This is a genomic window from Micromonospora sp. NPDC005299 (genome assembly GCF_042872345.1).
Lineage (GTDB): Bacteria > Actinomycetota > Actinomycetes > Mycobacteriales > Micromonosporaceae > Micromonospora.
In genome coordinates this window covers 226603-239372 of the sequence record NZ_JBIAKG010000007.1, presented here as the reverse complement: position 1 = coordinate 239372, position 12770 = coordinate 226603, and the positions used below count along the sequence as shown (strand labels likewise).

The window sequence follows — 12770 nt, the reverse complement described above, 5'->3', positions numbered from 1 at the left end:
GACGCCCCGCCCGGAGGACCCGGTGAGCACCCTGCGCGCGCTGGCGCAGGCGCAGGCGGTCGCCGCCGGGGTGGCCCAGCCGGTGGCCACCGTCCGGCACCTGCACCTGTCCGACCGTCCGCTGGTGCTGGTGCCGCTCGCCCTGGCCGGCGAGGCGAACGCCCCGCTCGCGGCCCTGGTCGGGGCCGCGCCCGACGAGGCCCGGCTGCTGGTCGTGCCGCAGCCCCGCAACCGGGACCGGCGCTTCGCGTTCGCGTCCGAGCTGGCCGGGATCGTGCTGCCGTACCTGGACGAGTTCCGGGACCGCACCGAGGCGGTGCCGGTCGACCGGGGCCGGGACGTCCGGCACCGCTACGTCGACGCCCCACAGGTGCTGGTGCCGAACCCGGCCGGGATCACCTTCCTGCGGCTGTTCGGCCGCTCCACCCGGTTCCGCCGGCCCGACGGCGAGTACCCGGTGCACCCGTCGGTGCCGCTGCTCGGCCGCTGGCTGACCTTCTTCGCCGAGCGCGCCGAGCATCCCGGCTCGGCGGCGCTGGTGGCGCTGACCGACGCGCTGACGCTGCACTGGGCGACCGGGCAGAGCGCCGTGGAGGACCTGCACCTGCCGGCGCTGCTGGGCTGGCTCGACCCGCCGCCCGGGCTGAGCGGCGCCGAGGCGGCCGCCCGCGCCGAGGACCCGGCGCGCTGCCCGCCGGCCGGCCCGGCGACCGACCCGGACTTCGACAACCACCGGCTCGCGCCGGCCATCGAGGCGTACACCCGCGCCGGTGACGACCCGGTCGCTCGTGCGACCGCGTACGCGAAGCTGGAGCGGCTGCTGCGCGACCAGCTGACGCCCACCTGGGAGCTGATGTGGCGCGGCGTCGGGTTGCTGCGCGCGCTGCCGGCCGGGGCGCGGGTGGCCGGCCGCTGGGACGGCGACAAGGACGCGTTCACGGCGCACACCGAGCACGTCGACGCCGGTGGCGGCCCGCAGCCGCGCCGCGACGGTGCGGTGGCCGCGGCGATGCGCCTGCACCGGCTGGAGCGGGCGCTCGCCTCCTACGCGGTGCAGCGCGCCTACGACGACCCGCTGGTGATGGCCGAGCACCGGCTGACCGGGGAGGCGTTCGTCGGTGACGTGACCCTGGCCGACCCGAAGCGGGTCGACGACACCGGCAAGCGCCCGGTGCTGCGCCCCCGGATCCAGGTGGTCACCACCGAGCCGGTGCTCGTGCCGGTCGGCGCGACGCTGTACTCCCCGGCCCGGCCGGGCCAGAAGGCGAAGGTGGTCTTCGTGACCCCGGCCGCCGACGGCAAGACCGAGGTGGTGCTGGAGCTCTCCGGCGGGATGGGGCGCGGGCTGACCGCCCCGTCGGGCACCGTGCCGGAGGTGGGGGAGCGGCTCTGCCTCACCACCCTGTCGGACGGCTTCCTGCCGGCCGGGACCTTCCCCGCCCCGGAGGAGACCCCGTGGACCCACGGCGGCCCACCGGCCGTGGCACCCGCCCCCGAGGCCCCGGCCGAGGACTGGTCCTGACCCGGGAGCCGGCCGCGGCCGTCAGCTGAGCGCGGCCAGGGCCTCGCGGGCCTCGGCCGCCGTGGGCCGCTCCGGGTCCGCCGCGAGCAGGCTCTCCAGCGCCCTCCGGTACGCGGCGTCGCGCGCCGCCCCGGCCGGCGTCTCGACGTCGGGGGCGACCCCGCAGCCCTCCCAGTTGGTGCCGCTCACCGCGTTGACCGGCCGGGCCACCGGCACGGTCAGCTCCAGGTGCGGGTGCAGCCGGTGCCCGACCCGCGGGTGCGCCCCGCCCCGGGTCCGCTCGCCGATGACGGTGGCCCGGCCGAGCTGCTGGAGGTCGTACGCCAGCTCCTCGCCGCCGGAGAACGTCTCCGGGCCGGTCAGCACGAGCACCGGCTTGTCGGGCGCGTAGCGCGGCACGGGCAGCCAGGCGGCGCTCCAGTACTGGTGGGTGGTCCCGGCCCGCTCGTGCATGGTGTGCAGGTGGGTCGGCTCGGCGAAGAACCAGCCGCAGACCAGGGCCACCATGTCGGGGCTGCCGCCCCGGTTGCCGCGCAGGTCGAGCAGGAGCGCGTCGGTGCCGGCGAGCAGCCGCAGCGCGGCGATCATGAGGTCGCCGGCGAGCTGCGGCGGGAAGAGGTACGGCGCGATCTCCAGCAGCCCGACGTTGCCGGGCAGCCGCTCCACCCGGGCCACGCCACCCATGGTGAGCGCGGCGAGCTGGACGAAGTGCTCCTCGGCCGGGTCGCCGGCGACGTCGGCCAGCGGCGTCTCGTGGTGCTTGAGCCGCAGGTGCAGGTCCCCGTTGGTCGCCTGGAGGTCGGTGGTGACCAGCGCGCCGAGGGCCGCGGCGCCGGCCGCTCCCGCGTACGCCCCCTCCCGGAGCCGGTCACCGAGGTGGGCGGCGATCCGGCCGGCCACCTCGGGGAAGACGTACTGCTCGGCGACCAGCTTCGCGGCCCGCTCGACGATGTCGGTGATCTCATCCTGACGCATGTCCCGAGTAGAGCAGGCCGGTTGACAAAGCGTCAAGAGAATTAGACGCTTTAGCGGTGAACCACGAGACCGAGCTGGAGGTCCGCACCCCGGCCCAGTTCAAGGCGCTGGCCCACCCGTTCCGGCACCGGCTGCTCTTCGCACTCGGGTCCGGGCCGGCCACCATCAGCCAGCTCGCCACCGGGCTCGGCGCGGCCAAGGGCACCGTCGCCCACCACCTCAAGGTGCTCACCGAGGCCGGCATGGTCCGCATCGCGCACACCCGGCAGGTCCGCGGCGGCACCGAGCAGTACCACGAGCGGGCCTTCCGCCGCCTCGTCGGCGAGACCGTCGACGCCGGCGCCACCGGCGCGCTGTTCGGCGCGGTCGCCGAGGAGCTGGCCGGCGACCCCGACCCGCTTCTGCACCTGCGCCACCTGCGGCTCACTCCGGCCCAGGCCGAGCGGCTCCGGTCCACCCTGGACGCGCTCGTCGGCGAGGCCGAGGAGGCCGGGCCGGACCAGCCCCGCTACGGCGTGCTGGTCTCCCTCTACCGTCGCGGCGACCCCGCGCATCCCGGCCCGCCGGGGCGGTGACCGACGCCGATCGGCTCTGGCGGCGGCACCAGGCGCTGACTAGGCTTGCGCCGTTCGCCGTCCGCAACCGGTCAGCATCGACGAGGGTGCACGCCCGAGAGAGAGCCGGAGCGAATCGTTGTCCCCCAGCAGCACGTGAGCCTCGCCGCCGTGGCGCCGGCCCGTCGCCCGCTCTCCGGCCGTGTCGGGCTCGTCGCGGCCGCCCTCGTCGTACTCGGGGAAGCGGTGTGGCTGGTCGCCGGCCTGCCGGGCGCGGCCCTGGTCAGCGACCTCGGCGCGGTGGCGGTGTCGAGCTGGGCGGCGGTGGCCTGCACGGGCGTGGCCCGGCGGCACCCGGCCCCGCTGCGCCGGTTCTGGGCGTTGCTCGCCGCCACCATGATCCTCGCGGCGCTCGGCCGGACGGTGTGGACGGTGCAGCGGCTCGGCGGGCACGACCTGCCGCACACCCCGCTGGTCGGCGGGCTGTTCACCGCCGGCATCGTCACCGGCACCGCGGCGCTGCTCTGCTCCGTGGCCGCCCCGCGCAGCCTGGTCGGGCAGGCCCGCACCCTGCTCGACGGGGTGATCGTCGGGCTGGCCCTCATCCCGATCGGCTGGGTGGTGGTGTTCCGCGACCTCGCCGCCGCCGACCTGGCCGATCCGCTGCGCACCTTCGGGCTGCTCTACCCGATGCTCGACCTGATGCAGCTCACCATCCTGGTGGCGGTCGCCGGGCCACCCCGTCCGATGTGGCGGGCGCTCACCGTGATCGGGGTCGGCCTGGCCACCCGGGCCGCCGCCGACGCCGTCTACGTCTCCCTCGTCGCGCACGGCAGCTACGCGCCCGGTCAGCCGATCGACGTCTGCTGGCCGCTGAGCTACCTGCTGATGGGCCTCGCCACCCGGTACCCGCCGCCGCCCACGTGCGCGGAGGAGGAGGAGACCGGCGAGTCGCCGCTGCCGCCGTGGTGGCGGGTCGCCCTGCCCTACCTGCCGGTGGGCGGCGCCATCGCCGCCGTGGTGGTCTCCCGCCGGCCCACCGGGCAGACCCCGCACCTGATCTTCATCGGCATGATGATGCTGCTCGGGGTGCTCGCGCTGCGCCAGGGGCTGGCCGCCAACGAGAACCTGCGGCTGGTCGCCCGGCTGCGCCGCCTCGCGTACTCCGACCAGCTCACCGGCCTGCCCAACCGGCTGACCTTCACCCGGCGGCTGCGCCGCGCCCTGCGCGACGGCGGCCCGGTCGCCGTGCTGCTCCTCGACCTGGACGGGTTCAAGCAGGTCAACGACCGCTTCGGGCACGCCGCCGGTGACCGGCTGCTGCGCACCATCGCCGAGCGGATGGGGGATGCGACCGGCCCTGACGGGATGATCGCGCGGCTCGGCGGCGACGAGTTCGCCGTGCTGGTCGCCGGGGACCGGCCGGTGCCGCCCGAGCGGCTCGCCGTCCGGCTGCTCGCCGCCCTCGAACCGCTGCCCGGCGAGGAGGACCTGGGGGTGCACCCCTCGGCCAGCATCGGCATCGCCGAGTACGGACCGCAGCACGCCTCCCACACCGACCTGCTCCGCGACGCCGACATCGCCATGTACGCGGCGAAGGCGGCCGGCAAGTCCGCGTACCGGACCTGCACGCCGCAGCTGCGGGAGTCGGCGGTGACCCGGGCCGAGCTGATCGCCGACCTGCGCCGCGCGGTCGACGAGGGGCAACTGCTCATGGAGCTCCAGCCCATCGTCGACCTGTCCACCGGCGCGACCCGCAGTGCCGAGGCGCTGGTGCGCTGGCGGCACCCCCGGCTCGGGGTGCTCGCCCCGGCGCGGTTCCTGCCGCTGGCCGAGGAGACCGGGCTGATCATCGCCATCGACCGGTGGGTCATCCACGAGGCGTGCCGGGCGGCAGCCACCTGGCGTGAACGGGCACCCGAGGTCACCGTGGCGGTCAACATCGCCGCCGCCCACCTGCGCCGGCCCGACCTGATCGCCACGGTCACCGAGGCGGTCGGCGCGGCCGGCCTGCCGCCCCGCGCGCTCACCCTGGAACTCACCGAGTCGGCGCTCATCGAGGGGAGCGAGGCGGTGCTCGACCGGCTGACCCAGCTCCGCGACCTCGGCGTCGGCATCGCCATCGACGACTTCGGCACCGGCTACTCCTCGCTGAGCTACCTGCACCGCATCCCGGCCACCGAGCTGAAGATCGACCGGTCCTTCGTGGCCCGCCTCGACGCCGACGACGCGCGGGCGTACGCCACGGTGGAGATGGTCAACCGGCTGGCCGGCGCGTTTGACCTGGCCGTGGTGGCCGAGGGCGTGGAGACCGGCAGCCAGCACGCCGCGGTGACCGCGATCGGCTGCCTGCACGGCCAGGGCTGGCGCTACGGCCGACCGGTCGCGCTGGCCGAGCTGCTCGGCACGCTCACCCCGGTCGACGCGGCCCGCTGACCGGCCCGCCCGGCGCCGGGTCGAAGGTCCCGGACAGGACAGGGGATTTGGCCCTGCCGGCGGTGCCCCGCCCACCGCCACGATGGTGTCGGCAAGCACGTCAGACACCATCCACACGGGAGTCAGAGATGAAGCGACGGACGCTCGACCTGTTGTTCAGCATCGGTGGGCTGGGCCTCGCGGTCCTGCTGCTCGTCGTCGGCGTCGTCCTGACGACGAACGCCAACTTCGCCAACCGCTACGTGCACGACCAGCTTGCCGCCCAGCACATCAGCTTCACCCCGGCCGACCGGCTCAGCGACGAGGAGAAGAAGTCGGACTGCCTGCGCGAGTACGCCGGCCAGCCGCTCACCACCGGCAAGCAGGCCGAGTGCTACGCCAACGCCTACATCGGCCTGCACCTGACGTCGATCGGCGGCGGCAAGACGTACGCCGACCTGGGGGCGCCGCAGACCGCGCTGCGCGAGCAGGTGGCCCAGGCCGAGCAGGCCAAGGCCGCCAACCTGGCCGACCTGCAGAAGCAACTCGCCGACGTCAGCGCCCAGCGGGAGACCGTGTTCAAGGGCGAGACGCTGCGCGGCCTGCTGCTCACCTCGTACGGGTTCAGCGAGTTCGGCCGCAAGGCCGAGCAGGGCGCCCTGGCCATGTACCTCGGCGCGGCACTGCTCCTGCTGCTCTCGATCGCCGGCCTGGCGCATGCCTTCCGGACCCCCGCCAGCGAGACCTTCGCCGCCCCCGAGAGGGAGCGGGTCACCACCTGACCCGGTCCTCGATCGCCCCCGGTCTCCCGCACCCCCCACGGGAGGCCGGGGGCGATCGCCGTTTCGTGCGCCGGCCCGGCCGCGCCGGCCGCAGAATCGGGCTTGACCCTCACGCAACGGGAGGCGGGAGCCTTGGTGGCGGAAGGGAGGGAACCCATGGCATACACGGTGGGTCAGGTGGCGCGGGCGGCCCGGGTGACGGTCCGGACGCTGCACCACTACGACGAGATCGGGCTGCTCTCGCCGAGCGGCCGCACCGCGGCGGGCTACCGCCGCTACGACGATGCGGACCTGGAACGGCTGCAGCTGATCCGGGCCTACCGGGAGCTGGGGTTCCCGTTGGAGGAGATCGCCGAGATCCTCGACGACCCGGGCGGCGACCCGCTGCCGCACCTGCGCCGGCAGCACGAGCTGCTGAGCGGGCGGATCGGGACGCTGCGGGACATGGTCGCGGCGATCGAACTCGCGATGGAGGCGAGAAAGTTGGACATTCAGCTCACCCCGGAGGAGCGGTTCGAGGTGTTCGGGGACTTCGACCCGGACGAGCACGCCGAGGAGGCGGAGCGGCGCTGGGGCGGCACCGACGCGTACCGGCAGTCGACCGAGCGGGTCAGCCGCTACTCGAAGGAGGACTGGCTGCGCAACAAGGCCGAGAACGAGGACTGGGCGCGGCGGATCACCGCGCTGGTGGAGTCGGGCGCCCCGGCCGACTCGGCGGAGGCGATGGCGCTGGCCGAGGAGCACCGGCAGCTCATCAGCCGGTGGTTCTACGACTGCTCGTACGAGATCCACACCGGCCTCGCGGACATGTACGTGGCCGACCCGCGGTTCACCGCGTACTTCGAGAGGATCCGGCCGGGGCTGGCCGCGTACCTGAACGAGGCGATCCACGCCAACGCGATCAGCCGGGCCTGATCCGCCCCGGGTGCCAGGATGGGCCGGACGGCTCAGCCTCGGGAGGTCACGTTGTTCATCGTCGCCGGCACCCTCTACGTCGACCCGGCCCAGCGGGACGCCTACCTGGCCTCCTGCACGGAGGTCGTCCGGGCGGCCCGCTCGGCGCCGGGTTGCGTGGACTTCGCGGTCAGCGCGGACCTGGTCGAGCCGGGCCGGATCAACGTCTACGAGCGGTGGGAGTCCGACGAGCAGCTGCTCGACTTCCGCGGCTCCGGCCCGGACGGGGAGCAGGCGGCGGCGATCCTCGGCGCCGAGGTGCACCGGTTCCGCATCTCCGGCGTCGAGGCGCCGTGACGCGGGCGCCCGACCGGCCGGGCCGGGCGCCCGCGCGACTAGCGTCCGCTAGAGGATCAGGTCGAGCAGGAGGACGCCGGCGAAGCCGACCACCGAGATGATCGTCTCCATCACCGACCAGGTCTTGATGGTCTGCCCGACGGTCAGGCCGAAGTACTCCTTCACCAGCCAGAAACCGGCGTCGTTGACGTGCGAGAAGAACAGCGACCCGCAGCCGATGGCCAGCGCCAGCAGCGCCACCTCGGGGCCCTGGAGGGTGGCCGCGAGCGGCGCGACGATGCCCGCGGCGGTGATGGTGGCGACGGTGGCCGAGCCGGTGGCGACCCGGATGCCGACCGCGACCAGCCAGCCCAGCAGCAGCGGCGACAGGTTCGCGCCCTCGGCGGCGTTCGCGACCAGGTTGCCGACGCCGGCGTCGACCAGCACCTGCTTGAAACCGCCGCCGGCGGCGACGATCAGCAGGATGCCGGCGATCGCCGGCAGCGAGCCGCCCAGGAAGCCGGAGACCTGGCTGCGGCTGAACCCCGTCCGGTAGCCCAGGAAGATCATCGCGAAGATGACGCCGGCCAGCAGCGCGACGATCGGGGTGCCGATGATGTCGAGCGTCTTCCGGCCGCCGGTGTCCTCGGCCAGGGTCAGCTCGCCGATCGCGCGCAGCAGCATCAGCACCACGGGCAGCAGCACGGTGACCACGGCGGCCCAGAGCGCCGGCTCGCGGCGGGCGCGCCGGCCCACCGGCTCGTCGATCGGTGCGCCGGGGCGGCCGGCACCGGGGTTGACCAGGTCGTCCTCGGTCACCAGGTCGCCGTCGGCGTCGAGCCGGCCCTGGCCGGGGCGGGTCGGCCGCCGGTCCCCGCCGACGGCGAGCGGCCGCCGGGTGGGCAGCAGCGCCTCCGGGGCGGTGGCCGGCACGTAGCGGGCGATGAAGTTGCCGAAGACCGGCCCGGCGATGATCACGGTGGGGATCGCCACCAGTAGGCCGAGGGCCAGGGTCTGGCCGAGGTTGGCGCCGAGCGCGTCGATCGCGACCAGCGGGCCGGGGTGCGGCGGCACCAGCCCGTGCAGCACCGACAGGCCGGCCAGCGCCGGGATGCCGATCTTGATCAGCGGCACGTCGACGCGGCGGGAGACCAGCAGCACGATCGGCACCAGCAGCACCACGCCGACCTCGAAGAAGAGCGGGAGCCCGATCAGCGCGGCCACCCCGGCCATGGCCCAGGGCAGCGCGCCGCCGGAGACCCGGCTGACCACCCGCTCCACGATGCTGTCCGCGCCGCCGGACTCGGCGAGCAGGCCGCCGATCATCGCGCCGAGCGCGATCAGCAGGCCGACGCCGCCGACGGTGGAGCCGACCCCGCCGCTGAACGAGGTGACGATCTTGTCGGCGCTGACCCCGGCGACCACGCCGAGCACGGCCGCGCCGAGGATCAGCGCCAGGAACGGGTGCACCTTGCCCCAGGCGATGAGCACCACCACCGCGGCGATGCCGAGCAGGGCGGCGATGACGAGCTGGGTGTCACCGGCGTTGGTGAGGGGTTGCGCCGGTGCGGCGAGCAGTGTGACCACGGCAATCACGACCTTCGGTAGTCGTCCGTGCCTCCGCGACGGGCGATCACTGGGGAGGAGCGGTGGGTGGTGGCTCCGGCGGCAGGCTCGGGGCCAACCGCCGCAGCGACGCGAACGTCGGCACGAGCGCGTCGTACAGCTCGGAGAAGAGCGGCAGCAGGGCCGCGTACGTGGCGGCGGAGGCGGGGTCCGGGTGGACCGTCTCCTCGATCCGGACCAGGTCGGCGGCGACCTCGATCGACTCGATCAGGCCGAGCGCCTGCATGCCGAGCAGGGCCGCGCCGAAGCTGGAGCCCTCGTGTCCGGCCGGGAAGCGCACCGGCATGCCGAGCGCGTCGGCGAGGATCTGCCGCCACAGCGGGCTGCGGGCGAAGCCGCCGCTGGCGCGGACCTCGCGTACCTCGTTGCCGGCCGCCCGCACCGAGGCGAGGACCAGGGCCAGCTGCTGGCAGACGCCCTCCAGCGCGGCCCGGACCAGGTGCGCCCGGCCGTGGCCGTGGGTCAGCCCGACGTACGCGCCGCGGGGCAGCGCGCTCCAGTGCGGCGCCCGCTCGCTGAGCAGGTACGGCAACATGATCAGCCCGCCGGAGCCGACCGGCGCCCCGGCGGCCAGATCGAGCAGCTCCTCCTCGGCGTGCTCGCCCAGCTCGGGCGCGAGCGCCTCGTTGGCCCACTGGAGCACGATCCCGCCGTTGTTGATCGCCCCGCCGACCACCCAGCGGTGCTCGGTCAGGGCGTAGCAGAAGACGCCGCCGAGCGGGTCGACGCCGGGTCGTTCCACCATCACCCGCATGGCGCCGCTGGTGCCGATCGAGCAGGCCACCTCGCCGGGGTGAACCGCGCCGAGGCCCAGGTTCGCCAGCGGCCCGTCGCCGGCGCCCACCACGAGCGGGGTGTCCGCGGGCAGGCCGGTGGCCCGGGCCGCCCCGGCGGCCAGGCCGGGCAGCACGTGGGTGGTGGGGACGAGCTGCGGAAGCTGCTCCTCGGTGATCCCGGCGATGCGGAGCGCCTCGGCGTCCCAGGCCAGCCGGTGGATGTTCATCAGTCCGGTGGCGGAGGCGACCGAGTGGTCGATGACCAGCGCCTCGGCCAGCCGCAGCAGCACGTACTCCTTGATGCCGACCCAGTGCGCGACCCGCTCGTGCAGCTTGGGTTGCTGCTCGGCGAACCAGACGAGCTTGGGCAGCGGCGCCATCGGGTGCACCGGGGTGCCGGTGCGCCGGTGGATGGCCAGCCCGGAGGGCACGGCGCGCAGCCGCTCGGCCTGCGCGCTGGCCCGCGAGTCGGCCCAGGTGACCGACGGGGTGAGCGGGGTGCCGTCGGCGTCCAGCCCGATGAGGCTGTGCATCGCGGTGCTGAAGGACAGGCCGGCGACCGGCCGGGGCAGCTCCTCGACCACCGCCCGGATCGACCCGACCACCGCGTCGAAGATCCGCACCGGGTCCTGTTCGGCGTACCCGGGGTGCGGCTCCTCCAGGGGGTAGCCGATGGAATGGGTGGCGAGCTGCCGGCCACCGGTGTCGTACGCGACCGCCTTGGTGCTGGTGGTGCCGATGTCCACCCCCACCACGACGGCCGGGTCGCCCACCGGTGCACCTCCTCGCGTGCCGGGGGTCGCGGCGCGTCCCGCCCTGCGGCTGACGTTACCGACGCGCCGACCCCCTCGCACGGCGAAGCGGCGCCGCACGTGGCACGGCCACGGGACGCGGAACATTCCGCCTAACGTGTCGCGCAATCACCCTTTCGGTCAATTTGGCGACTTGCGCGTGTCTTGCCACCCCCGCGCCACAGTTGACATGAATGACACCCCGATTGGTGGGCTCGCGCGGCGGAGGAGTCGGCGTGGCGATGACTGATTCGACGGGTTCCACCTGGCGCTACCGGTGGGCGCACCGGCAGAACGACCGGCGGCAGCGGACCTTCCGCGCGGCCGACGAGGCGTGGCGACGCCGCGACGACGAGCTGCGGCGACGACGTACCCTCGCCGGGTCCTTCCACGGCTCGTCCGAGGCCGGCGCCGGCCTGCCCATGGAGCTGGCCCCCGGCGAGGTGGTCTTCTGGACGCTGCCGGCCGCGCAACTGGTCGAGGTGCGGCACACCGCCGTGCTGCCGGCCCCCGAGCTGACCGTCGACCCGGAACCGCCGGTGCTGCGCCCGCGCCGCCCCGAAGGGGTCAAGGTCGCCGACGCCGGCCTCGCCGTGCTCACCAACCGGCGCCTCGTCCTGCTCGGCGGGCGCGGCCGGCGGGACTGGACGTACGGGCGGATGACCGGGCTGTCCCACGACCCGGCGGCGCCTGTCACGCTGATCCAGGTGCTCGACCGGCGGCGTACTTCCGGTCTGCTGCTGCCCACCGGCGCGGTGGCCGACTTCCGGTTCAAGCTCACCCTGGCCTTCGCCGACGCGATCGAGCAGCGCGCCGCGGTCGTCGCCCAGCTCGACGAGCTGATCGCGGAACACGAGGCGGTGCGGCCGGCCCGGCCGGCCGTGCTCACCCCGGCCCAGGCCCGGGTCTCCGGTCTGCTCCCCGGCGGCCGGCGGACCGTCGCGGTCGGCGTGGCCCTCGCCCTGATCGTGCCGGCGATGCTCTTCGAGTCCGACCCGCCGGTGCGCCCCGGGTCGGACATGGCTGCCGCGGCCACCCTGGAGGCCACCGCCACCGCCGCGCCCCCGCCGATCGCCCCGGCCGTGCAGGTCAAGCCCGGCCCCAGACCGCAGCGCACCCGGCCCGCGCCGACCACCGCGCCGTCGCGGAGCACCCCGCCGCAGCCGGCCGCCGAACGCCGCTGCGGCGCCCCGGCAAACCCCTACGGGTACGACTTCTGCGGCGGCTCCCGCATCCGCAAACCGGCCCGGGGAGTCTGCGACTGGTTCGACTGCGTGCCCGGCTTCTGGTCCGGCCGCGGCTGGCTGGTGCAGTGCCGCGACGGCACCATCAGCCTGACCGGCGGGCGGCGCGACTCGTGCACCGACAACCAGGGCTTCCGCCGGACCTTCTGGACCTGACCACCCAGCCGGTCCGGCCGACCCGGGCCCTATCCGGCGAGGCGCGGCGAGCGGGCCGTCGCCCGCAGCGGGAGCAGGCCGGCGAGGACCAGGGCCGCGCCGACCGGCAGCAGGTCCAGGTTCACGGCGAGCGCCACGAACCCGACCAGCACCAGCACCGGCGCCCACACCGGCAGCAGCCGCGCCGCGGTGGCCCGGTACAGCAGCACCAGCAGGCCGACCTCGAACAGCGCCGGCCCGCCGAGCAGAACCAGGTCCGGCGTCTGCACCGCGTCGGCGAAGCGCGGGAACAGGTCGCCGAGGATCACCCAGACGAACGCGGCCGCGCCGACCAGGCCGGCCAGCGCGGCCACGTCGTCCACCGCCCGCAGCCGGGTCGAGCGGGTACGCAGCACGCCGTGCAGCCCGACGATCAGCGTGGCGAACCCGAGGATGCCGAGCAGGAACAGGGTGTGTCCGGTGTTCCACGCCCAGGCGCCCTTGTCGCTGTGCCCGTCCAGGCGGTCGATGAGGCGGAGCAGGCCGTAGCCGAGGAGCAGCAGCGACGCGGTCACGGCCACCGGCCGCAACCAGGGGTACGCGGGACGCGTGCGGGAATCGGTGAGGGTCATGGCCTCAGCCTCGTCGCCCGGCCGGCCGGGGACATCCGGGCTGACCCCCAGCGGCCCCCGGATTAACCGTTCGCGCCCCTCAGGGGTG

Annotated in this window: 11 protein-coding genes; 7 read left to right on the top strand and 4 right to left on the bottom strand. The window is 74.9% G+C overall.

The features are described from left to right. The first annotated feature begins 22 nt into the window (after positions 1–22). Positions 23–1522: a hypothetical protein gene (locus tag ACFYPD_RS21550; RefSeq protein ID WP_387116204.1), complete on the top strand. Its 1500-nt coding sequence runs from the start codon at positions 23–25 to the stop codon at positions 1520–1522. Between the two features lie 21 nt (positions 1523–1543). On the opposite strand, the gene ACFYPD_RS21545 is transcribed toward ACFYPD_RS21550, so the two are convergent. Continuing rightward, positions 1544–2497: a S41 family peptidase gene (locus ACFYPD_RS21545; RefSeq protein WP_387116201.1), complete on the bottom strand. Its 954-nt coding sequence runs from the start codon at positions 2495–2497 to the stop codon at positions 1544–1546. 56 nt (positions 2498–2553) lie between these two features. Between ACFYPD_RS21545 and ACFYPD_RS21540 the strand changes: the two genes are divergently transcribed. The 5 genes from ACFYPD_RS21540 (at position 2554) to ACFYPD_RS21520 (ending at position 7499) form a co-directional block, all read left to right on the top strand. Then, the gene (locus tag ACFYPD_RS21540; protein WP_387116198.1) at positions 2554–3072 is read left to right on the top strand and encodes an ArsR/SmtB family transcription factor; all 519 of its coding nucleotides are present in this window, start codon (positions 2554–2556) and stop codon (positions 3070–3072) included. A 150-nt stretch (positions 3073–3222) separates the two neighbouring features. Beyond that, positions 3223–5487: a putative bifunctional diguanylate cyclase/phosphodiesterase gene (locus tag ACFYPD_RS21535; protein ID WP_387116195.1), complete on the top strand. Its 2265-nt coding sequence runs from the start codon at positions 3223–3225 to the stop codon at positions 5485–5487. A 128-nt stretch (positions 5488–5615) separates the two neighbouring features. Further along, the gene (locus ACFYPD_RS21530; protein WP_387116192.1) at positions 5616–6248 is read left to right on the top strand and encodes a hypothetical protein; all 633 of its coding nucleotides are present in this window, start codon (positions 5616–5618) and stop codon (positions 6246–6248) included. A gap of 156 nt (positions 6249–6404) precedes the next feature. Continuing rightward, on the top strand, positions 6405–7163 hold the full coding sequence (locus tag ACFYPD_RS21525; protein ID WP_387116188.1) for a MerR family transcriptional regulator: 759 nt from the start codon (positions 6405–6407) through the stop codon (positions 7161–7163). Between the two features lie 18 nt (positions 7164–7181). Then, the gene (locus tag ACFYPD_RS21520; RefSeq protein WP_387116185.1) at positions 7182–7499 is read left to right on the top strand and encodes a putative quinol monooxygenase; all 318 of its coding nucleotides are present in this window, start codon (positions 7182–7184) and stop codon (positions 7497–7499) included. 48 nt (positions 7500–7547) lie between these two features. Here ACFYPD_RS21520 and ACFYPD_RS21515 read toward each other — a convergent pair whose 3' ends face one another. Both ACFYPD_RS21515 and ACFYPD_RS21510 read right to left on the bottom strand, forming a co-directional pair. After that, the gene (locus ACFYPD_RS21515; protein WP_387116183.1) at positions 7548–9065 is read right to left on the bottom strand and encodes a GntP family permease; all 1518 of its coding nucleotides are present in this window, start codon (positions 9063–9065) and stop codon (positions 7548–7550) included. Between the two features lie 46 nt (positions 9066–9111). Next, positions 9112–10653 (bottom strand): gluconokinase, encoded by a 1542-nt coding sequence (locus ACFYPD_RS21510; RefSeq protein WP_387116180.1) that lies wholly within the window; start codon positions 10651–10653, stop codon positions 9112–9114. 254 nt (positions 10654–10907) lie between these two features. Here ACFYPD_RS21510 and ACFYPD_RS21505 point away from each other — a divergent pair, with 254 nt between their 5' ends. Next, positions 10908–12071: a hypothetical protein gene (locus ACFYPD_RS21505; protein WP_387116177.1), complete on the top strand. Its 1164-nt coding sequence runs from the start codon at positions 10908–10910 to the stop codon at positions 12069–12071. A gap of 29 nt (positions 12072–12100) precedes the next feature. Here ACFYPD_RS21505 and ACFYPD_RS21500 read toward each other — a convergent pair whose 3' ends face one another. Then, positions 12101–12682, bottom strand: a complete 582-nt coding sequence (locus tag ACFYPD_RS21500) for a hypothetical protein (protein WP_387116174.1) — start codon at positions 12680–12682, stop codon at positions 12101–12103. Positions 12683–12770 lie beyond the last annotated feature (88 nt).

What these genes read in the sequence shown, in the direction of transcription:
- ACFYPD_RS21545 (WP_387116201.1), bottom strand. Translation starts at nt 2,497, where the DNA reads ATGCGTCAGGATGAGATCACCGACATCGTCGAGCGGGCCGCGAAGCTG.
- ACFYPD_RS21530 (WP_387116192.1), top strand. Translation starts at nt 5,616, where the DNA reads ATGAAGCGACGGACGCTCGACCTGTTGTTCAGCATCGGTGGGCTGGGC.
- ACFYPD_RS21525 (WP_387116188.1), top strand. Translation starts at nt 6,405, where the DNA reads ATGGCATACACGGTGGGTCAGGTGGCGCGGGCGGCCCGGGTGACGGTC.
- ACFYPD_RS21520 (WP_387116185.1), top strand. Translation starts at nt 7,182, where the DNA reads ATGGGCCGGACGGCTCAGCCTCGGGAGGTCACGTTGTTCATCGTCGCC.
- ACFYPD_RS21500 (WP_387116174.1), bottom strand. Translation starts at nt 12,682, where the DNA reads ATGACCCTCACCGATTCCCGCACGCGTCCCGCGTACCCCTGGTTGCGG.